At 38.9% G+C, this 23546-nt stretch carries 11 protein-coding genes; 9 read left to right on the forward strand and 2 right to left on the reverse strand.

Annotated elements, in window-relative coordinates; translation table 11 throughout:
- The first annotated feature begins 299 nt into the window (after positions 1-299).
- The 8 genes from DYR29_RS08520 to DYR29_RS08555 all read left to right on the forward strand — a co-directional run bounded on the left by DYR29_RS08520 (position 300) and on the right by DYR29_RS08555 (position 18205).
- Entirely contained in the window at positions 300-7322 is a 7023-nt protein-coding gene (locus tag DYR29_RS08520; RefSeq protein ID WP_213280132.1) for a type I polyketide synthase, read from the forward strand.
- Positions 7323-7342: 20 nt separating this feature from the next.
- Complete coding sequence (locus DYR29_RS08525) at positions 7343-11608, forward strand: type I polyketide synthase (protein ID WP_213280133.1); 4266 nt, start codon at positions 7343-7345, stop codon at positions 11606-11608.
- Entirely contained in the window at positions 11596-11895 is a 300-nt protein-coding gene (locus DYR29_RS08530; protein ID WP_002977699.1) for an acyl carrier protein, read from the forward strand. The genes DYR29_RS08525 and DYR29_RS08530 overlap by 13 nt, the downstream gene beginning before the upstream one ends.
- Positions 11886-12668, forward strand: a complete 783-nt coding sequence (locus DYR29_RS08535; RefSeq protein ID WP_213280134.1) for an alpha/beta fold hydrolase — start codon at positions 11886-11888, stop codon at positions 12666-12668. Before DYR29_RS08530 ends, DYR29_RS08535 begins: the two co-directional genes overlap by 10 nt.
- Complete coding sequence (locus DYR29_RS08540; RefSeq protein ID WP_213280135.1) at positions 12661-15063, forward strand: glycosyltransferase; 2403 nt, start codon at positions 12661-12663, stop codon at positions 15061-15063. The genes DYR29_RS08535 and DYR29_RS08540 overlap by 8 nt, the downstream gene beginning before the upstream one ends.
- An 84-nt stretch (positions 15064-15147) precedes the next feature.
- Positions 15148-16419: a condensation domain-containing protein gene (locus tag DYR29_RS08545; protein ID WP_213280136.1), complete on the forward strand. Its 1272-nt coding sequence runs from the start codon at positions 15148-15150 to the stop codon at positions 16417-16419.
- On the forward strand, positions 16416-17669 hold the full coding sequence (locus DYR29_RS08550; RefSeq protein ID WP_213280137.1) for a phthiocerol/phthiodiolone dimycocerosyl transferase family protein: 1254 nt from the start codon (positions 16416-16418) through the stop codon (positions 17667-17669). Before DYR29_RS08545 ends, DYR29_RS08550 begins: the two co-directional genes overlap by 4 nt.
- On the forward strand, positions 17666-18205 hold the full coding sequence (locus tag DYR29_RS08555; RefSeq protein ID WP_213280138.1) for a hypothetical protein: 540 nt from the start codon (positions 17666-17668) through the stop codon (positions 18203-18205). Before DYR29_RS08550 ends, DYR29_RS08555 begins: the two co-directional genes overlap by 4 nt.
- An 81-nt stretch (positions 18206-18286) precedes the next feature.
- Here the strand turns inward: DYR29_RS08555 and DYR29_RS08560 are convergent, their stop codons facing one another.
- Both DYR29_RS08560 and DYR29_RS08565 read right to left on the reverse strand, forming a co-directional pair.
- Positions 18287-21166 (reverse strand): type I restriction endonuclease subunit R, encoded by a 2880-nt coding sequence (locus DYR29_RS08560; RefSeq protein ID WP_213280139.1) that lies wholly within the window; start codon positions 21164-21166, stop codon positions 18287-18289.
- Positions 21167-21267: 101 nt separating this feature from the next.
- Positions 21268-22194 carry a tyrosine-type recombinase/integrase gene (locus DYR29_RS08565; RefSeq protein ID WP_213280140.1) on the reverse strand — a complete coding sequence of 309 codons (927 nt, stop codon included), beginning with the start codon at positions 22192-22194 and terminating at the stop codon, positions 21268-21270.
- Positions 22195-22284: 90 nt separating this feature from the next.
- Here DYR29_RS08565 and DYR29_RS08570 point away from each other — a divergent pair, with 90 nt between their 5' ends.
- Positions 22285-23544, forward strand: coding sequence for a restriction endonuclease subunit S (locus tag DYR29_RS08570; protein WP_213280141.1), 1260 nt, complete (start codon positions 22285-22287; stop codon positions 23542-23544).
- Positions 23545-23546 lie beyond the last annotated feature (2 nt).

Here is a 23546-nt window from a genome sequence, read left to right on the forward strand (position 1 = left end):
TACTAATGGCATCCGTGTTCTGGTATGAGATATCATTAACTATTCCTATACCGTAAATGCTATGAAAAACTTGACTAAAATCAGGCTAATGCCTTTTGAAAAACCGGACACCAACCTTACCTCATGCAATCTATTAACAAACAATAGATTCTTGAATAATTACCATAAAAACACAAACATCATTAAAGATTTAACAAAAACCAATTTTATTATATCATAACAAAAAGCGATCGCCTTAATACCGAAAGGCCCTGCATTTTGTTACGAATCTCTTGCTATCATTCAATAATTATCACGCCATGAAAAACTTAACCATTATTGGACTGACGCCTTTTGAAAAACCAGACGTTAACCTTATACCTAAACTACACCAGGCGGGTGCATTTCCCGTTTTAAGTTTAGGAAATGAAATAACGGCTGCACAGGAAGCGTTACATCAACTTGACAAGATAGACGTACCATCGTATGGTATTTATTTTTCTAATGACAATTTCACTACAATTCAAATTCCTGAAAAAGTAAGGTTCGCTATCCTTCCGTTCGGAATGCCAAAACCCTTCAATCTGCCTGCAGTTTATCAGGTAAGCAGTTTGGAAGAAGCCCGACAGGCTGAACAATCGGGAGCAGAAGGAATCATTATCAAAGGAAATGAAGCAGGTGGATGGGTAGGCTATGAATCCACGTTTGTATTATTTCAGCGTGTGATCAAAGAAATTCAGAACATTCCGGTGTGGGTACAGGGAGGAATAGGTCTCCATACTGCAGCGGCATCAAAAGCATTGGGAGCAACAGGAGTTATACTGGACAGCCAACTGGCCCTGTTCCCTGAAAGTTCAGTTCCAAAAGATCTGAAAGAAGTTTGCTCAAAACTGAATGGTACAGAAACTAAGGTGATTGCTAACCATCGTGTATTGGTAAGACCCAATTCACCGGTATTACCAGAAAACACAACTGCTGAAGATCTGAAACAGTATTTCACCGGTTTAGACCTCAGCACATGTTATATCCCAATGGGACAAGACATTTCGCTGGCAACAGACCTGTATGAGGATTTCAAAACTCTGAAAAAACTGGTTTTCGGATTCAAAGAGGCAATGTATGGACATCTGAAGCAGGCAAAAGCACTTAAAGTAATTGATAAAGACAACTCTTTAGCTCGGGAACTGGGTCTTCATTACCCTATCGCTCAAGGTCCGATGACCCGTGTAAGCGACGTTCCGTTATTTGCAAATGCAGTAGCAGACGCCGGAGCTTTACCTTTTGTTGCCTTATCCTTATTGAAAGGAGAATCTGCAAAGTCTCTGGTAATGGATACCAAAAAACTTGCAGGTGAAAAAACATGGGGTGTAGGTATTCTGGGATTTGCTCCACAGGAATTAAGAGAAGAACAAACCTCTTATATATTAGAAGCTAAACCTCCTGTAGTTTTGATTGCAGGTGGAAGACCAGCTCAGGCTAAAGTATTTGAAAAAGCCGGAATAAAATCATTCTTACACGTTCCTTCCCCTGCCCTTCTGGATATTTTCCTGAAAGAAGGTGCCAGAAATTTCATTTTTGAAGGACGTGAGTGCGGAGGCCACGTAGGCCCGCTTTCAAGTATGGTTCTTTGGGAAAAACAAATTGAACGTATCTTAAAAGAAGAAAACCCTGAAAACATCAGTGTCTTTTTTGCAGGAGGAATTCATAACGCACTTTCAACGGCGTTTGTATCCATCATGGCCGCTCCATTAGCTGCAAGAGGAGTAAAAATTGGAGTATTGATGGGAACCGCTTACCTTTATACTCATGAGGCAGTACAGACGGGAGCTATTCAGGAAGAATTCCAGTCGCAGGCTATGCAGGCAAAAGATACCGTTTTATTGGAAACAGCTCCGGGACATGAAACCCGTTGTCTCAATACAGCGTTTGCCCACCATTTCAATACAGAAAAAGCAAAGCTTCTTGCTGCAGGAATGGATAAAAAACAGGTATGGGAACAGCTTGAAAAATTAAATGTAGGCCGTTTAAGAATTGCGGCTAAAGGTATAGAGCGTCAGGGTGATAAACTTGTCAGCATTCCTAAAGATGACCAACTAGACTTAGGAATGTATATGATAGGACAAGTAGCTACGATGCACAATCGTGTGATCTCATTAGCAGCTCTGCATCAAAGTGTTGTAGACAACTACGAGCACATTCAGGATGCAGCGTTACCGGAAGAACCGGTTTCTACAGAAAAACCATTGGACATCGCCATTGTAGGAATGGAATGTATTTTCCCGGGAGCTAAAAACCTGGATGAATACTGGAGAAATATCATTTTAGGAAAAGACAGCGTTACCGAAGTACCGGACGAAAGATGGAATAAAGACCTTTATTATAAACCAGATTCCAACGAATCTGATGTCTCTCACTCCAAATGGGGAGGATTTATTCCTAAAATTGATTTCGATCCGCTGGCATTCGGAATTCCGCCACAATCTCTTGCTGCCATTGAACCTACACAGCTATTGACTTTATTGGTTGCCAAGCGTGCAATGGAAGATGCAGGATATGGTGAAAAACATATCAACAGAGAAAACATTTCTGTCATTATAGGTGCTGAAGGGGGTAATGATCTTGCCAACAGCTATAGTTTCAGAGGATATTATAAGCAGGTTTTCGGAGAACTTCATGAAGAAGTAAAAGAAGCCTTCCCACATACTACAGAAGACTCATTCCCGGGTATTCTTGCCAATGTTATCGCAGGTAGGATTACGAACCGACTGGATCTTGGCGGCAGAAACTTTACCGTAGATGCAGCTTGTGCTTCGTCATTAGCCGCTATTGATCTGGCATGCCAGGAACTTGTATTAGGAAAATCTGATATGGTTCTTGCAGGAGGAGCAGATTTACACAACGGAATCAATGATTACCTGATGTTCTCCAGCACTCACGCTCTTTCCAGAAAAGGAAGATGTGCTACTTTTGACGGTGAGGCAGACGGTATTGCTCTTGGAGAAGGTATTGCCATCCTTGTTTTAAAAAGATATGAAGACGCTGTACGTGATGGTGACCGTATTTATTCGGTGATCAAAGGAGTTGGCGGATCCAGTGACGGTAAAGCACTGGGATTGACTGCTCCAAGACAGATAGGCCAGGTAAGAGCATTAGAACGCGCTTATTCCCAAGCGGGTATCAGTGCTACTTCTGTAGGTTTAGTGGAAGCTCACGGTACAGGAACTGTAGTGGGTGACAAAACTGAATTGAGTGCACTAACTAATTTATTCAGCCGTTCTGGGGCATTGCCTGGACAGACTCATTTAGGCTCTGTGAAAACCCAGATCGGACATACAAAATGTGCGGCAGGATTAGCAGGATTGATCAAGGCTTCCCTTGCGGTTTATCATGGTGTAAAGCCACCTACCCTTCACCTTCAGCAGCCGAATGCTTATTATAATGCAGAAACCAGTCCATTTGCCTTCCATGCAGAAAGTGGATTATGGGCGGAGAAAAACCGTTATGCAGGGATCAGTGCTTTCGGATTTGGGGGAACAAACTTCCATACAGTAATTGCCAACCATCCTAAGGAGGATAACTCAATCGCCATGCAGTCATGGCCTTCAGAACTATTTGTTTTCCGTGGAGACACTTATGAAGAAGCCAAAAGACAATCAAGCCAGGTCAAAGCTTTATTAGAAATTAACGATGGGATTCCATTAAAAGATATCGCTTACAGTTTAAGTATCAGTTCAGAAAAGACAATCCAGTACAGTATTGTTGCAGATACCGCTGAAGACCTGATGATGAAGCTTGAGCTGGTATTGCTGGGGATTGAAACAAAAGATACGTTTACCGTGAATAAAAAAGAAGGTAAAGTAGCCTTCACTTTCCCTGGACAAGGCAGCCAGAGAATCAATATGGCTCGTGACTTATTTGTAGTTTTCCCGGCTATGCGTAAGATTATTGATGAGTACCCTGAACTTGAAAAAGTAGTTTTCCCATCTAAGACTTTTAACGAAGCTGATTTAAAACAACAAAAAGAAACCATTAAAGATACCCGTTTAGCACAACCACTTTTAGGAATTGTAGACCTTGCATTGGCGAAATTCCTGGAATCATTAGGTATTATTCCTGATATGCTGGCAGGTCATAGCTACGGTGAAATTCCGGCATTATGTTTTGCAGGTGTATTTGGAGAAGATCAATTGGTAAACTTAAGTGTTCAGAGAGCGCAGTCTATCTTAGATTCTGTAGAAGGTGGAGATCCGGGTTCAATGCTGGCAGCAAGTGCTACAGCAGAACGTTTACAACCGATCATTGCCAAAGTAGAAGGATGCTATCCGGTGAACTTTAACGCTCCTACACAATGTGTTATTGCTGGAAGTACAGAAGCGATCAATAAATTGCTGGAAGTTCTTAAACAGGAAGGTATTTCCGCTAAAAAGCTTGAAGTTGCCTGTGCATTCCACAGTCCGTTATTAGCAAAATCCAAGGATTTATATGCTGAGGTATTGAAAAATGTTCCTTTCGGGGAAATGCAGATTCCTGTTTGGTCCAATACCACAGCAGAAGTATATCCCGCGAATCCATCAGAAATAAAAGAAAGACTTACTGACCATCTGGTACAGCCTGTAAGATTTGTAGAACAGCTTCAGGCAATGTATAACGACGGCGCAAGAATATTCATCGAAGTAGGACCAGGAAAAGTCCTTACCGGATTGACTAAATCCTGCCTTGAAAAAGATCAGCTGACCTTATATGTTGAAGACAACAGCCGTAATAAATTCAGCCACCTGCTTTGTATGCTGGCACAATATTTAGGAACTGGCCGAAGTTTCAGTATTGATAAACTTTTTGATGGCCGCAGCGTTAAGGTTATTGATCTTAACCAACCTGAGCTTTACAAGAAAAGCCCTGCCATCTGGCGTGTTAACGGGCAGACTGCCCACCCAACTCATGGTAATCTTCCATCTAATGGTGCTTTACCACTCATAAACCCTATTCCCATGAACAATTTTACTCATCAACCACAGGCCCCTGCAACTGAAGCTCAGTCTACTGCTGAACGTATGCTGCAGGAATATTTAAACAGCATGAAATTAATGATACAGGCACAACGCGATGTGATGCTTTCCTTTATGGGACAGAATCCTCAGGCGTTCCCTGCTCCTGTATACAATGCTCCGGTACAGGCTCCGGTTCAACAGCCAATATCTACTATTCCGGTGCAGCCTGTTCAGCAGGAAAGACCGGTAGCCGTTGCAGCTTTGAAACAAGCTCCTTCAAGAGATATCAAATCCTTATTACTACAGGTAGTAAGTGACAAAACAGGATATCCTCAGGAAATGCTGGGCATGGAAATGGACCTGGAAGCTGATTTAAGTATTGATTCCATTAAAAGAGTTGAAATCATCGGAACACTTCGTAACGAACTGGGAAGTCTGGGTAACGGAAATACCAGCGAAGATACCGTTATGGAACAGTTAGCAGGAATAAAAACCTTAAGCGGTCTTGTTTCGTGGCTTACAGAATTCTCAGGAGCTGAAACAACTGCTGCTGAAAAAAACGGATCTGCAGCTGAATCAACAGCTTCAAAACCACAAGCTCAACCTAAATTTTCTCTTGAAGATCTTCAAAATGCGATTCTGAATATCGTAAGTGAAAAAACGGGATATCCAAAAGAAATGCTGGGTCTTGACCTTGATCTGGAAGCAGATTTGAGTATCGACTCCATTAAACGTATGGAAATCATTGGTGATCTTAAAACCAAAATCGGTTTTGGTCAAAATCTTGAACAGGCTGATGATGTTATGGAAAAACTGGCTGCTATTAAAACTCTTCGCGGTCTGGCAAGCTGGATCAGCGAAATGAATGGTGAAACCAGCGAAGCTACTCAGGAAACAAAAGAAACAAACATCGCAGAGCCAACTCAAAATGTGCTTTCACGTCTTCGTTTTGATATCACACCAACTGATGCTTCGCTAGTACAAAATACAGAAGTATTACAGGGGAAACGTTTTGCCATTACACAAGATGACAGCAAACAGACCTCCGCGATCAAAGAAGCTCTAGAAAAATATGGAGCCATTGTAGAAATAGTAGATACAGAAAAAGATCTTTCAGATATTGACGGATTAATTATGCTGGATCTATTCTCAGCAACCGATAAACCAAGTATTATCGATCATGTAGATTTGATCAAAAAACTGGATTTTGATAAAGCAAAATGGGTATACCTGATCTCAGATATTCCGGCACATATTCAGGAAATTACTGATGTGAGCGTATTGCGTCATCATCAGGGTTATCCGGGACTTTTCAAAAGTCTGGCCAGAGAATTTGACAATATAACCTGCAGACTGATCAGCTTGAGTACTCCTCAGGAAGTAGATCAGATTGCTGAAATTACCTTAAAGGAAATCCTTACCAATGATAAACCTGCTGAAATCATTTACAAAAATGATCAGAGACATAAGGTAGACATCATCCCTTCCCCATTGTCAACAAGTTTAAATGAAGCCCACATCCAGTTAGATCAGAAATCTGTGGTACTGGTACTTGGAGGCGCACAGGGAATCACTGCTGAGTTGGGAAAACACATGTCTCAGGCTTATCCATGTACCTATATTCTGGTAGGAAGATCTGCAGACCCAAGAAATGAAGTTTCTGCAAAAGACTTTGAAGGAATGAAAACCAAAGAAGAAATCAGAGGTTTCCTGATCAGATCCGGACAATTCACTTCTCCTGCAGAAATAGAAAAAGAAACGACTAAGATCTTCAAAAATAATCAGATCCTTCGCACGATCCGTGACATGGAAGAACTTGGAAATACCATTATTTACCAATCATTAGATCTTTGTGACGAAGAAGGTTTAAGTAACCTGATCAGCAATATCTATGAAAAATACGACCGTCTTGACGGAGTAATCCACGGAGCAGGTCTTTTAGAAGATAAATTATTCAAACAAAAGACGACAAGTTCTTTCGGACGTGTATTTGATACCAAAGTAAAACCACTTCGTGTATTGGCGGAGCAGCTTCGTACAGACTGTCAGTTTGTAGTATTATTCTCAAGTATTGCTTCCGTATACGGTAACAAAGGCCAGACAGACTATGCGGCAGCCAACAGTGTACTGGATGATTACGCAAATGCTTTAAATAAAAGATTAAAAGGAAAGGTAATCTCGATCAACTGGGGACCATGGAAAGGAGCCGGAATGGTTTCTTCCACCCTTGAATCAGAATATGAACGCAGAGGAATTTCCATGATTCCATTGGATGAAGGGAAAGAAATCTTCCTTAATGAGATTAAATACGGAACTGAAAGCCAGGTGCTGATCATGTCAGGAAATAATTGGTAAAACCTCTGTAGAAACTAAGTATGAAAAAAACAGATGTTGCTGTAATTGGTTTATCCTGTGTCTTTCCCGGGGCACAGGATGCCAACACTTTTTGGCAGAATATTGTCAATAAAGTCGATTCTACTGAGCCGGCTCCGGCTGATCGGATAGATCCGGTTCATTTCAGTGATGCCACAAGTCCCGTTGACCGTTTTTACTGTCAGCGTGGAGGATTTATCCCTGATTATACATTCGATCCTACAGCATTCGGTATTTTACCACTGGCTGTTGAAGGAACGGAACCTGACCACTTGCTTACCCTTGACCTGGTACAGAAAGCACTGGAAGACGCTGGAATATTTCAAAAGAATATTTCCCTTGAAAAAACGGGAATCATCATCGGTAAAGGAAACTATACCGGTCCGGGAGCTACCCGCGCTATCGAAATTGTAAGAACCGGAGAACAGATTTCCTCATTACTACAGGAATTGCTGCCTCACGTTTCTTCCTCCGATATTGAAAAGGTAAAGCATGCTTTTCAGGAACGTAAAGGCCGTTTTGCAGCAGATACCGCGATGGGATTAATTCCCAATCTTGTTGCTTCTCTTGTCGCCAACCGATTCAATCTGGGAGGAGCTGCCTTTACAGTAGATGCCGCTTGTGCATCCGCTTTAATCGCTGTAGATCATGCCGTACAGGAACTTCAGAGAGGTCGTTCTGACATCATGATTGCAGGAGGAGTACACACAGGACAAAATGCTGCTTTCTGGAGTATTTTTGCCCAGCTGGGAGCTATGTCACGTCAACAGCAGATCAAACCCTTCAGTATGGATGCTGACGGATTACTGATTGGTGAAGGTTGTGGCTTTGTCGTGTTAAAACGATTGGAAGATGCCGTTCGTGATCAGGACAAAATCTATGCGGTGATCAAAGGTGTAGGAGTAAGCAGTGATGGTACCGGAACCAGTGTGATGAGCCCATCCGTAAAAGGTCAGCTGAAAGCGTTGGAACAAGCCTGGATCAATGCCGATTTAGATAAAAATAAAGTTGGATACCTTGAAGCTCACGGCACAGGAACACCACTTGGAGATAAAACAGAACTTCAGACCTTAGCTCAGTTCTTCGGCAAAGAAGAAGCTGCTCCGGCAGCGGGTATCGGATCTGTGAAATCCAATATCGGGCATGCTATGCCGGCAGCGGGAATCGCAGGATTAATTAAAACCTGTCTGGCATTACATCACGATACTTTACCTCCAACATTATATTGTGAGAACCCAACTGCAGAGATGCAGAATACAAGGTTTGAACCGGTACAGGAAGCCAAAAACTGGTCAAAAACAGGACTGCCAAAAGTAGCCGCAGTAAATGCTTTCGGATTTGGAGGAATCAATGCCCACGTTGTTCTTGAAGGGTATGATATGCCTAAAAAAGATCAGGTATTGATCTTAGCCAGACCTACCCATGAAGAACTGCTTTCAGCTTTACAAAATAATGAAACAGCCATTGGTGAAGGAGATTTCAGAGTAGCCATCTTCGATCCGACACCGGCAAGAATAGAAAAAGCAATTAAAATTGTTTCCAAAAATATCATCTGGAAAAACAAACAGGATATCTGGTACACTTCTACTCCATTATTAAAAGCTGGAGGGAAGGTAGCCTTTGTATTTCCGGGATTAGACGGTCTGGCCAAAGGTGAAGTAGAAACGGTAAGCCGTTATTTCGGACTCACAGCGCCAATCGAAACAGAAGGTGAAGGTCTTCTAACCGATGCTTTAAACATTTTCAACAACTGCAGTATTCTTGATAATTCACTGAAAAAACTGGGAATTATTCCGGATATGAACGCAGGACACAGTTTAGGAGAATGGCTGGCAGGATATTCATCTGAGCTGGCAGAAGCCAATTCTGTAAAAGCTTTAATTGATGTACTGAATCCGGAAACATTTGAATTAAAAGATTCCAAATTCATTGCTATAGGAGCTGGTATCGATGCCATAAAACCTTTTATTGATGAAATTTCAAATCTGTATGTATCCAATGACAACTGCCCTAATCAGGTGATTCTTTGCGGAAGCAATGCTGCCTTGGACGAGTTGGTTCCTTTGTTAAAAGCAAAACAGATTTTTCATCAGGTATTGCCGTTCCAATCAGGATTCCACTCTCCTTTTATTGCAGATAAACTGGATGTGATCCTTGCAGGAATGGAAAAAGCACAGTTTCAGCAGACAAAAATTCCATTATGGTCTGCCACCACATTAGAACCTTATCCTGCGGATCAGGCTGCGATCAGAAAACTGAGTGCAGAGCATTTGGTTCAGCCTGTTCGTTTCCGTGAGCTGACAGATAAATTATACGAAGAAGGTGCAAGAGTATTCATTCAGGTGGGTACCGGAGGCCTGATCGGATTTATTGATGATACTTTAAAAGGAAAAGCATTCAGTACGATTGCATCCAGCGTTCCTACCCGTTCTGCATTAGCGCAGTTACAACGTGTAGTCGCTTCACTATTCGTAGAAGGTAAAGCAATTGCCCTTGACTTTTTAGAGATTCAGAATCATTCAAAAAGACCATCAGGAAAAGGTATTAAACTTGAATTAGGTTCTCCTATTATCCGTAATTTTAAAGAAGTGAAAGCGTTGGCTCAATCATTTGAGGCACCAAAACAATATACAGCAACAGCTTCAGCTATTGCTACAAAATCCGGCCACCCGCTGGTACAGGCATTCCAGGATAACGTTGCCGATATGATCCGGATGCAGGAAGAAGTATTGACTTTATTCCAGAACCGTCCGGAGATTACAATTCCACGTCCTGCTCACGTTGCTCCTGTAGCACAACAGGTTGCTCCAAAAGCACCGAGAAGTACAACTTTCACCAAAGAATTGTATGTAACCCTGGAAAGTCATCCTTACCTGATCGATCACAGCTTATTGAGACAGCCTAAAGGATGGGCTCATGTAGCGGATATGGAACCGGTAATTCCGATGACGATGATTTTTGAGCAATTAGCAGAAATTGCAGAAGCGGAAATTCCGGGAACACTGGTTCATAAAATCATGAATGTAAGTGTCTTCCAATGGATGAACGTGGCCAAACCTTTTGAAAAAACGGTAAAAGGAGAATGGCGTTCATCAAACCATGCTTATCTCGACATTGAAAACTTTGCCAACGCAGAAGTAGTTTTAAAATCTGCTCCTGTTCCAACACCTGATTTCAATCTTTCCATCGGTAATCTTTTACCTATTGAAAGAACACCTGAAGAAATCTATGACATGCACATGTTCCATGGAGAAAAATACCAGGGAATTACTGAAATTTCAGCTGTTGGAGATAAAGGAATCATCGGAAAGATAAAAGGAAACGGCGGTAAAGGTTCATTACTCGACAATGCAGGGCAGCTATTCGGACTTTGGCTTCAGCTTACTTTGGTGAAAGACCGTATTGCATTCCCTGTAAAAATCAGAGATATTGAATTCTTCGGAGATATGCATGATCAGGAAGGTATTTTTGAATGCACCTGTATGCTGACCGAGCTTAATGATGAATTTGCCATCGCAGATATCATCCTGAAAAGAGACGAAAAAGTATGGTGTGCCATTACGGGCTGGCAGAACAGAAGACTGGAAATTGATGCCGCTTTATGGAATGTTTCCATGTCACCGCTTCACAACAGACTTTCGGAAGAGATTGCTCCTGAAGTATTCTTTTTCCATCAGGCCTATACCAGAGTGGCTTCATGGGATTTTATCCTGAAAAGATACTTCAACCAGACAGAAAAACAGCATCACCAGCAGTTATTGCCTAACAAAAAGAAAAACTGGATGGTAAGCCGTGTGGCGGTGAAAGATGCCGTGAGAAATCTCCTTCGTCAGGAAAAAAATCATGCCTGCTTCCCGATTACGTTTGAAATCCGTTCCGATGAAGTGGGGAAACCTTACCTCATCAGTGATTTTACAGAAAACATTCATATTTCATTGGCTCATAAAGGCAAGGAAGCCGTGGGAATTGCGAGATATGGAAAATCTGTAGGAATCGATATGGAACTGATGGAAGAACGCAGCGCCGGATTCTACGACATGGTATTTACCGACAACGAATTAGCATTATTAAAAGACAGAGATCAGGCAGAATGGACCACCCGTTTCTGGGTAGCCAAAGAAGCTTACGGAAAGTTCCTGGGAACAGGACTCAAAGGTAATCCTAAAGCCTTCGAAGTCGAAGAAATAAAAGACGATCACCTGTGGATCAACAACATTGAAATCAAAACTATTAAACATAAAAATTATATTATCGGATGGACACTGTAAACGCAACATTAAAAATGAACCACGAAGAACTTTTTACTTTATTAAAAGGTTTTATTACTGAAGTGATAGGTGCTGAATTTGTAGAAGAGATGGACATTACTCCTGAAAGTTCATTCACCAAAGATCTTGAAATGGACAGCATCGAGATTGTTTCTTTCTCTGAAAAGATCAAAGCCCATTTTGGCGATCAGATCGACTTTACAGGTTGGTTATCTTCTATGGATCTTGACCAGCTTATTAATCTTGACCTTAGTATGATCATCAATTATATCTACGAATGCCAATAATCACTGTCAATAACAGACAAGTTCATATACAGGAACTCAACAAAGGAGCCGAACAAACCGTGGTACTCATCCACGGTATGTTCAGTAACCTGTCCATTTATTATTTTAATATTGCCCCCATTCTGGCAAAACATTTCCATGTGGTGATGTACGATCTGAAAAGCCACGGTATGAGTGAACGCTTTTTGGATGGGTACGACCTTGACAATATGTCATCCGATTTAATAGGTTTAATAGATCACCTTCAACTGGAAAAAGTGCACCTTGTAGGCTATAGCTTCGGAGGTCTTATTGCTTTAAAAACAGCTTTAGAATACCCGGACCGCATTAATCAGCTCGTGGTGATGGAAGCTCCGGATCCTCAGGACGAAAAAGCGCGTAACATCATTGATGAATACAGCAAAGAATTCCTTGAGCATTATGTAGCCAACTTTACTGATACCACCAAAGTACAGATGGGGAAAAGACAGATGGAAAAGAACCACCGTATGTATGAATTTCTGTTTAATCAAACCACCATTAAAGCAGATATGATCAGGGAAAAACATTTCCTTGGTGAAGCACAATTCAATGGATTGACAGCTCCTGCTCTATTGCTTTATGGTGCTGATTCCAACTGCAGACCTACGGGTGAATGGCTGCAATCTCAAATCAGCGGATCTGAACTTGAATTAATTCCGGGCGATCACAATATTCCTATCCAGGAACCGAATCTGATTGCAGAAACAATCGCTCAATTTTTATCTAAAATTTTAACACAAAACCATGGCTAAATTTGCATTTATAGTTCCACCATTGACAGGACATGTCAACCCTACCTTAAGCATCGGTGCTACTCTGTTGGAAAGAGGACATGAAGTAGCCTGGATCAGCCTTGACCCTACTTTAGAGGCTAAACTTCCCGAGGGAGGAAAATTATTACTGATCCAGTACGATCAGACCGACGAAGAAAAAAAAGAAAGTGAACAATATCTCGATATTATTTCAAAAAAAGTAGTGTACGGAATCGACAGCGTGAAATTCCTTTACGAAGAGGTGCTTATCCCGCTGAACAGACATTGCTATAACGGAGTTATTGCTTTACTGAAAACATACCAGCCTGATTTGGTTATCGGGGATCATCAGTTATTTGCGGCCCCTGTTGCTGCGAAAACGCTGGGAATTCCTTACGCCACTTCCGTTACCGCTCCGGCAGCCATCAAAATCATGAATGAGCTTCCAAAGGTACACGAATGGGAAGTGAATCAGATTGTAACACTACAGAAAGAACTAGGGATCAATGAAGAACATTCTCTGGCAACTTCAGATCTCTTGACGCTTGTTTTAACCTCGAATTATTTCTTTGGTGACATGGATGATCTTCCTTCTCAATATCAGTTCACAGGTCCCGTTCTTACAGAGCGTCGTATTTCTTGTGAGTTCGATTGGGACAGATTGAAAAATGCCACCAACAAAAAGATCCTGGTAAGCATTGGGACTACTTTCGATCATGATCATAAAAAAGCATTCTTCCAGAAGGTCATTGATGCCTTTAAAGATGAAAACTTAACCGTTGTCGTAGTTTCTGATCCACAGCTTTTCGAGCAGTGGCCGGAAAACTTCATGGTCTATCAACAGGTTCCTCAGCTGGATCTGTTACCTCATCTTGACGGTGTGGTATGCCATGGCGGTCACAATACCGTGTCTGAAACCTTATCCAACGGTATTCCTTTGGTCGTAATCCCGATTGCCTACGACCAGTCGCATGTTGCAGGACGTGTGGTGCGTACAGAAGCGGGTGAACGTCTGAATTTTAACCGGTTTAAAGCCAATCACCTGAGAGAAGCTGTACAACAGATTTTAAATAATCCAAGCTATCGTGAAGCAGCTCAGAAGGTAGGACAATCTTTTGTGGAAGCAGGAGGTGCATCTACTGCAGCCAGTCTATTGGAACAGGCTATATCAAAGGCTTCAAAACCTGAAAAACCCTCTAAGTTTTTATTCGTAGTTCCTCCATTTTTCGGACATGTGAGCCCTACTTTAAGTGTAGGAGCGAGTTTAATTGCCCGCGGACACGAAGTAAAATGGTTCGGAATTACCCCTTTAGACAGCAAACATATTCCTGAAGGAGGTTCTTATTTCTATCCCGAAGAAGATCTTGTTCCGTATCAGGAGGAAATTGCCCGCATTTTAAAAAGACAGGATGACGGCCCGGCCTGTTCCGGACCTGAAGTAATGAAACTGGCACTGGAAGAAACCTATGTTCCTTTCGCTAAAATGATGATGCCGGGATTAACCAGACTGACAGAAAGCTGGATACCGGATGTGATCGTGAACGACTGCATCACTTTCGGAGGGGCTCTTTTCGCTCACAAACATAATATTCCTTGCGTAACGACAACTCCGGTTCCGCCGGATGTGATGGGAGACACGGAAAAAAGTGCACCAAAAATCTGGGAATGGCAGCAAAACCTCATCAAAGACCTGCAGAAAGAAGTGGGAATTCATGAGGAAGGTATTTACATCCATTCTCACAAACTGAACATGGTGTTTACTTCACAGGCTTTCGCCGGTTTTGAAACCGTTCCGCCTCATATGAAATTCGTAGGTCCGGTAAAAGGCCGCCCTAACGATGCTCCATTTGATTGGGATAAATTAAACGCTTCTACCACTCCAAAGATTTTCGTATCATTGGGAACGCTGCTCGTGGATATCAGAAAAGCTTTCTTTGAAAAGATCATTGCTGCGTTCAAAGACCAGCCGGTAACAGTGATTGCCGCTACTCCACCGGAAATCTTTGAAGAATGGCCGGATAATTTTATTGTGAACAGCTTCGTTCCTCAATCTGCAGTAATGCAGCAAATGGACATGGTGATCTGTCACGGTGGCTTCAATACGGTAAACGATACTTTCCGTAATGGTTTACCGATGCTGATCACGCCTATCGCTTATGATCATTTCCATATTGCAAAACTGATCGAACAGGCAGGCTGCGGAATCAGCATCCGGTACAAGAGACTGCGTGTAGATGCCCTTCGTGAAACCGTTTTTGAATTGTTGGAAAATCCAAAATACAGAACCGCTGCTCAGGAAGTCAGAAATACATTTACCCTTGCCGGCGGTAACGATAAAGCAGTAGAATTATTAGAAAATTTTGTACAGGAACATTCAACATTAGCTTCTGTATAATAATGAAATCGCAATGATTTATAAACACAAAGGCAGATGAAAACACAGGATTCATAAGGCCTTACAAAAGACAAATATCAGCATATGAAAAGAAGATTGCTATTTGGTGAGCGCATGTTACTGGGAGACGGAACAGAACCTTTTAACGCGGTCATTCCGTTCAGACTGAGAGGCACTTTTACATTAAAAGAGATCCAGCAGGCTTTAGCCAAAATTCAAAATAAACACCCATGGTTGAGAGCATTGATCAGTCATGATGAAAAAAATATTCCTTGGTTTAATGTTCCTGAAAAGACTATTTCTATTCCTGTAAGAATCGTCACCAGACAAAGTGAAGATCAGTGGCAGGAAGAATCCAGAAAAGAATGGAACACCACTTTTAATTACGAAAAATTACCCCTGATCCGGTTTATCTGGATTAAGGGAGAAGAAGTTTCCGATATGCTGTTTGCATTTCACCATTGTTTATGCGATGGCGGTTCTGCAATGGCTTTCTTAAAAGAGTTTCTCATCGCTCTGGACAATCCGGCTGCCGATATCGGAATAGAAAATCCAATCTTAGGCATCGAAAATGTAGTTCCTGCCCATATTCTGAACAGCAGAAAACAGAAACTGAAAGCTAAATTTATCGGAAGACTGGCGGCTACTACCATCAAATGGATTCCGGTAGGCAAAAAAGCTGTGGAAAGACAGAATGATTACCTGATCAACTGGAAACTGGATGAAGCGGTAAGCAATGAACTTATCACTTACTGTAAATCCCAGGGGGTAACAGTGAACACATTTTTAAGTGCGGCCGTATTGCAGGCATTTAAAAAAGTAAGAGGAGAAAAATCCTTCAATAAAGTTTCCTGTCCGGTAGACATCAGGCGTTTTGCCCAACAGATCAAAGAAGACCATATTTTTGCTTTCGGGCTGATGATTGTGGTTTCTGCTGATGAAAAGCTAAGCTTTACAGACAATCTCCGTGTCATGCAGAAATCTGTGGAACAGAAGACCTCAAAGCTGAATCCTTACCTCACCATGATGGTCATGGAATCCGGACATCATGCGCTGAATAATTTCACCAGGCTTCTAAAGAACGGAAAGTCATCCAACGACTGTATGTTTTCCAATCTGGGACGTATTCAGATCCCTCATGAGTACAAAGAATTTACGGTGGAGACTATTTTCAGCCCTTCTGTCATTGGTCCTCTAGGCAATACCACTACCCTCGTGGTTTCTACCTACCGTGGCAAGATGGATTTTTCATTCATGGGAAGCGAAGGCTATTTACCGTATACCGATGCTATGGCAGTACGTGACGAAGTTATGCAGACCATTCATTCACAACTAAAACAAATGGCAGTATCATGATCAAAAGACCTTTAATGATGGTGGAAAGGATCATGTATGTAGATCCTGAAACGCCTTTAAACTGTATTTATACCGCAAAGATCAAAGGGCAGGTTTCTGAGGAAACCTTTAAAACAGCTCTGATCAAAATCCAGCAGAAACATCCCATGTTGAGGGCTATCGTTGATCATAAGGTCGGGCGGTATCCTTATTTTATGGGACAGAAAGATATTGAACCTATTCCACTCCGTATTGTAGAACGAAAAACAGACGATGACTGGTTTAAAGAATCCGAAAAAGGATGGTTCCAGCTCTTTGACCAACCCAAAAAGCCTCTGGCCGAAGTAGTATGGGTGAAAGGACAGGATACTTCTGAAATCCTCTGGATCATGCCTCACTGCATTTCAGACGGAACCACCGGAGTGACTTTAATGCGTGAACTTCTCAGCTTGCTGGACAATCCTTATTCCCCGTTAATTCCTTATGTTGCTTTTGAATCGGTAGATGATTTTCTCCCTTCGGATTTTAATACAGGAATTAAAAAATATAAGGCCGGTCTTTACCTGCTCTTCGCCAGAATATTCTTTTCTATCCAGCGAAAAAGTAAAAAGAGAAACCTTGGAAAAAGCTACGCCATCCACTGGAAAATGACTCCTGAGGATACCAAACTAATCACTGAAAAATGTAAAGCCAACGGGATTTCCGTCCACGCTTTGCTGTGTTCTTCCGTGATGCAGGCCTTCCGTGATATTCAGGGAGACCGTGCCAAAGGTAAGGTGATCAGTCCCGTAGATGTACGCCATTTCATTCCGGAAATCAAGGAAGACCATTTGTTTGCTTTTGCGCCAACGGTAGAGCTTTCCATCAAAAAAGACAGCAAGGATGTGATGGACAATGCCAAGCAGATCAAAAAAGACCTTATTGAGAAAATCAGTAAGCTGGAAGCCCGTGAACTCCTGTGGATGGGAGAACGTATGCACCCTGTTGTAAGCCGCATGATCAGGATGCTGAAATCCAGCGAAGGCGGACATGATGTGACCTTATCCAATATGGGAAAGGTGAATATCCCGAATGATTACACCAATTTCAATCTGGAAACCGTGTTCAGTCCTACCGTGGCTTTCCCATGGCTGAACTCCAATACTTTAGTTGCCAGTACGTACAACCAGCAGATGGACTTCACCTTCATGTCCAATGAAAATTTTCTTCCCAAAGAAGAAGCCCATCTGATAAAAGATAAAGCGATTGAGCTATTGACCACCTCTGTATGAAATTTAAAATAAAGCCTCCGAAGCCAAAACCCATCAAGAAAACCACCCTGAAACGCTTTCTCATCAAGCGTACGATTTACTATGTCCTTCCGAATGTATTTTTTAATTTCATCATCGCCTATGCCAGCTTCAAAGAGTTAGGCTACACCCATTTTTTCTCAGGAACCCAAAACCTGGCCCGCCTTACCCTGCCGATGGCTATTTTCCTTCCGGTAGTGCTTACCATTGATATCATCAAAAGGGTAACCGATGCTGCCAGCCAGGAAGCCATAGAATTTACTGTAGACGAACAGTTGAATATTAAAAAGTTAATGACCAAACTAAGCATTTTACACGGGTTGATTACAGGTTCATTAGTACTCTCCCTACTCTTTATAGGACAGTATAATTTTTCAAAGGATTATAAGCTGGATGCTACGGCGATGGCTGTGGTGGTTGGGATACTGGCTGGGATTCTGTCTGTGGTGTTTGTGTATTTGCCGGTGTGGAGATTGAGGAGGTGGATGTGTAGGAGAATGGACACACTCAATTTCTAACATAAAATATTAAATCAAAAAATATATAAAAAGGACCTTTTCTAGGGCCCTTTTATACATTATATATTGAGATGTTTCATATTAATTTCCAGGCATTCCACTTACAAATGTATCAACAAAACTTATAATTCTATTTAATATTCTATCACCAATTTCTCTAGATTTGAGAATGCTAGGCCTACCTTCTACTCTAAGATCTAATATTTCCTTTCTTAGAGGCTCTCTCTCACTAAATACATAATTTTCTATTATTCTTTCTGTTTCCTCTTTAGATAAATTTTCGGCTTTGACTAATTCATTCAACGCCTTTTCTTGCTCAACATTCCAAAACTTTTCAAATTCATTAGGAATAGTATCTTTATCATCAATATGTGGCAAACTTTCCTGAATAAACTTATCTATTAACTCTCTTTTACTTCTTAGAGAAACTTCTGTATTTAAAAGATTGGTAATATCTTTTTCAATACTTTGTTTTGATTTAGAATTTTGTTTAGACTTAAAATTTATTAATAATTGAATAATATAAGTCACATTAATAGTATCTCGTCTTATTAATTCTAATTCAAAATCTATATCATTAAGAATTGATGTTTTTTGAACACTGCTTTTAAGGTTAATAGATTCTTTTAAATCCTGATATTTAGAACTATATTTCATAAAAGAATCTTTATCTAAATTCAGATCGTTCCAAGTAAACTCTGTATAATGGCTCATTTTTTTGTGCAAACGCATCAATTCACGAAATGCTAAAATAAATTGTAATTGATCTTCTTCCGTATACAGTCTATCTACATCTTCAGCTACCGAAACTATTTCTGATAATTTATGAACAGCCTTTTCAAACTTTTCTACATATACTTCATAAGGTTCTACAATAATCTCATCAATTGCTTCTTTATTACTAAATAAAGCAATTGCTTCATCTGTTTTTTCTTTTAAATTTCTAAAACAAATAATATTACCTTGAGTCTTATTTTTATCCAACGTTCTATTCGTACGACTAAAAGCTTGAATTAGCCCATGATATTGCAGATTTTTATCCACATATAATGTATTGAGGTTCTTACTATCAAAACCTGTTAGAAACATATTAGCAACCAAAAGGATATCAGCTTCAGGTTTAGGATGTTTTGATTTATTTGCTACTGCATTGTAATATTTATAGAAGCCTTCATTATCTTTAATATCTTGAGCTTCACTAAACATTTCATTGAAATCTCGAACATATTTTTCCAATAACTCTCTGCGATGAGGAATATAGCCATTTCCATACTTTTGTTGTGATTCATTGACTAAGTCAAATCGAGAAGCAGCCTGTTCTTCAATCGGATCTTCATTTTGAGCATAACTAAAAATAGTCGTTATTTTCAGGTCATGTTCTCCATTTAGTTTTTTTTGTTTAAAAACCTCATAATAATGAATAACTGCATCTATATCCTGTACACACATCATAGCACAAAATTTTTTATTTTGTGTTTTTTGATTATGATATTGAATTATATAATCAACAATTGCTTCTTTCCGCTCTGGTGCTTCAAAAACTTCAGATTCATTAATTTCTTCTATTTTTAAGTCAATAATATGATCCTTCTTCTTGAAGGTCTGAATATATTCGACTGAAAATTTCAATACATTTTCATCGCGTATTGCATCGGTAATTACATATTTATGCAAGCATTTTCCAAATAAACTTGTAGTCGTTTTCATCCCATCCGAGTTTTTCTCTAAAATAGGTGTCCCAGTAAAACCAAAAAGTTGAATATTCGTAAAGTAACCAACAATATTTTTATGAGTATCTCCAAATTGTGAACGGTGACATTCGTCAAAAATAAATACCATTCTTTCATTTTGAATGGATTTCATTTTAAATAAATTTCTACCAGATATAGCATTATTTAGTTTCTGAATAGTTGTCACAATAATTCTAATATTAGGATCATTAAACTTTTGAATCAAATCATCCGTATTAGTTGCTGAACTTACTGAGCCTTTACTAAATTTATCATACTCCTGATTAGTTTGGTAATCAAGATCTTTTCTATCAACAACAAAAACTACTTTTTTAATTGCAGGTATTTTAGATAAAATCTGACTTGCTTTAAAACTGGTTAAGGTTTTACCACTTCCTGTTGTATGCCATATATAACCATTCTTTTCAGTATTATAGCCATTCAAAATTTCATTTTCAGTTACCTTTTTTATAATACTTTCTACCGCATAATATTGATATGGTCGCAATACCATTAAACGTTTATCAGTCTCATTTAACACAATATATTTACATATCATTTTACTTATATGACAAGGTTCCAAGAATGTATCTGTAAAACCATTTAATATATTATTAAGCTGATTATTACTTTCATCAGTCCAATGAAAAGTCTGAAGATATTCTTGATTATGTGTACCAAAATTGCTAAAATATTTAGTATTTACGCCATTACTAATGATAAATAATTGAATAAAATGAAAAAGTCCTTTTCCTGTTCCAAAACTATGTTTTTGATAACGATTGATTTGATTGAAAGCTTCTTTCATATCCAAACCTATTCGTTTGAGTTCTATTTGAACCAAAGGCAGTCCATTTATTAATAATGTAACATCGTAGCGATTTAGATATGTCCCATCAATTGTCACTTGATTGGTAACCTGATATTCATTTTGGCACCAATGCTCTATATTTAAAAATTCAAAATATAGGTTATCTCCATTATCTCGTATAATATGATGTTTTCTTTCACGTAGTATTTTAGCTTTTTCAAATACTGATCCTTTATTGAGAATATTTAATACTTTCTCAAACTCACTGTCACTAAACCGTATATTATTATGTATTTCTATTTGAGCTTTTAAATTCGATAATAAACCAGCTTCATCAACAATAGTAATATATTTATATCCCAGTTTTTGTAATTGTATAATCAATTGGCTTTCTAGAGCCTGTTCGGATTGTTTGCTCAAAATAATTATGAATTAAGAGGTTCTTAGCTTTGTTTTAATTTTTGTATAAATTTAACAAAAGTATTCTGATTGCACAGCTCCTAATCCATAATCAAATAAACTTATCTTAAAGCTTTAAACATTTGCTCAATAGCCTTTTTCTTCTGTTCCATATTTGGATGAACGTAAAGATTCAAAGTGGTACTTATATTGGAATGCCCCAGCAATACACTGACTGTTTTATAATCACAGTTGCTTTCAATACATCTCGTTGCAAAACTATGTCTTAAACCATGAAATTTAAGTTCAGGCATATTTAATTCCTTCATAAGATTTTTGTAATAACTGCGATAAGTCCTTGGTTCAGTAGGCTTAGAATCATTAGTCAATACAAAGAATGAAGGATTAACAATTTTCTTAAAGGGTTTTAGTATTCTTAATAAATCCTTACTTATAGGAATATCACGTATTGAATTTTTGGTTTTTGGAGTATCAAGGATTAATTCTGTTCTTCGGTTTCCATCTTCTATAACATATATCCTTTGAATAGTTCTATTGACACTAATAACACCATTATCTGTATCAATATCTTCCCAAGTAAGAGCACATACTTCCCCAATACGCATACCTGCACTTAAACAAATATAAACGCCCAGATTTCTAAATGTAAAATGCTCCTGTATATAGTTCATAATTTTTTTTTGGTCTGCCTTAGTTAGAACTTCGACATTATGTCTTTCACGCTCTGTCGGATACTGAATGTCAAAAGGAGTATAATTCAACCATTTATTTTTAGCACCAAATTTTAGTATCATTTTTAAAACGATCAGAATATCTTTAATCGTTTTATGGCTTAAACCTTTTTCAAGCTTTTGAAAAACAAAATTCTGAACGTCCACTTCTTCAATTTCATATCTTTCACCAAAGGCTGGTAATAAATGATTTTCAATTAAAAGCATATAAGCTGAAAAACTTGATTTTTTCACATACTGTCTTTTATCTGCTTTCCACAGGTTAATTACTTCTGAAAGTTGTTTTTGTTTATTCATTATTTTTAAAGTTAAAAAAGCAGCAAAGAAAGCAATAATGGATTAAGGATATTTAATCTCCCAGATAACTTTGTGCTAAAGGTTCCTAATTTGAGATTTCCAGGGTTTGAAGAGGAATGGGAAGTGAAGAAGCTAGGGGATATTGCTAATAAAGTGAATAGTGGTAAAACTCCATTAGGCGGCGAGGCTATATATATAAAACAAGGCATACTTTTTATACGTAGTCAAAATGTCAATAATGATAAATTAGAACTAGAAAACTCCACATTTATTCCAGAATCAGTAAATAATCAAATGAAAAATAGTATTGTCAAATCTAATGACATACTACTTAATATAACTGGAGCATCATTGGGAAGAAGTTGTGTAGTCCCTAATGATTTTAAAATAGGAAACGTTAATCAACATGTTTGTATTATAAGATTAACCCAACAATACCATCCACGGTTTATTCAACCAATATTCTCTTCTAGTAAAGGTCAAAATATATTTAATAATCTACAAACGGGGAGCGGCCGAGAAGGTTTAAACTTTGAAAATATCAAAGGTATTAGGCTATCTATTCCCAATTTAAAAGAACAGCAGCGAATTGCTTCATTTTTATCACTTATTGACGAGAGAATCGGAACCCAAAACAAAATAATTAAGGAGTTAAAATCATCAAAACATTCATTAATAAAAAAAATATTTGACCGAGAACTTCGATTTAAAGATAATAATGGTAAATATTATCCAGAATGGAATGAAAAAATGATGAAAGATTTATTTACTTTTAAAGTTACTAGCTCATTTTCTAGAGAAAAACTGAATTATGAAAATGGAACAGTAAAAAATATTCACTATGGAGATATTCATACAAAGTTTCCAACTCTCTTTGATGCTAAAAAAGAAGTTGTTCCATATATAAATTCAAATATAAATATCACAAAGATAAGTGAAGATAGTTATTGTAAAGAAGGAGATATGATATTTGCAGATGCTTCTGAAGACTTAAATGATGTGGGTAAAAGTATTGAAATTATTAATTTAAATAATCAAAAAATATTAGCTGGATTACATACAATTTTAGCCCGACCAATTAGTAATATCTTTTTAATTGGATTTTCTGGGTATTTATTTAAATCACAAAAAGTTAGAGCACAGATTCAAAAAGAATCTCAAGGCTCTAAAGTTTTGAGTATTTCAGTTAATAGATTAGCTAATCTCTTTTTACCTATTCCTTGTTTAGAAGAACAAATCAAAATTGCTAATCTGTTTTCATCTATGGATTTAAAATTAAATACAGAAACACAAATACTACAAGAATTAGAAAAACAAAAAAAGTTTTTCTTACAACAAATGTTTGTATAAAT

It is taken from the genome of Chryseobacterium indologenes (assembly GCF_018362995.1).
Classification (GTDB): domain Bacteria; phylum Bacteroidota; class Bacteroidia; order Flavobacteriales; family Weeksellaceae; genus Chryseobacterium; species Chryseobacterium indologenes_G.

Bases quoted from the DNA above. Each gene is read 5' to 3' on its own strand.
- DYR29_RS08520 (WP_213280132.1), top strand. From the start codon at position 300: ATGAAAAACTTAACCATTATTGGACTGACGCCTTTTGAAAAACCAGAC.
- DYR29_RS08525 (WP_213280133.1), top strand. From the start codon at position 7,343: ATGAAAAAAACAGATGTTGCTGTAATTGGTTTATCCTGTGTCTTTCCC.
- DYR29_RS08530 (WP_002977699.1), top strand. From the start codon at position 11,596: ATGGACACTGTAAACGCAACATTAAAAATGAACCACGAAGAACTTTTT.
- DYR29_RS08535 (WP_213280134.1), top strand. From the start codon at position 11,886: ATGCCAATAATCACTGTCAATAACAGACAAGTTCATATACAGGAACTC.
- DYR29_RS08540 (WP_213280135.1), top strand. From the start codon at position 12,661: ATGGCTAAATTTGCATTTATAGTTCCACCATTGACAGGACATGTCAAC.
- DYR29_RS08545 (WP_213280136.1), top strand. From the start codon at position 15,148: ATGAAAAGAAGATTGCTATTTGGTGAGCGCATGTTACTGGGAGACGGA.
- DYR29_RS08550 (WP_213280137.1), top strand. From the start codon at position 16,416: ATGATCAAAAGACCTTTAATGATGGTGGAAAGGATCATGTATGTAGAT.
- DYR29_RS08555 (WP_213280138.1), top strand. From the start codon at position 17,666: ATGAAATTTAAAATAAAGCCTCCGAAGCCAAAACCCATCAAGAAAACC.
- DYR29_RS08565 (WP_213280140.1), bottom strand. From the start codon at position 22,194: ATGAATAAACAAAAACAACTTTCAGAAGTAATTAACCTGTGGAAAGCA.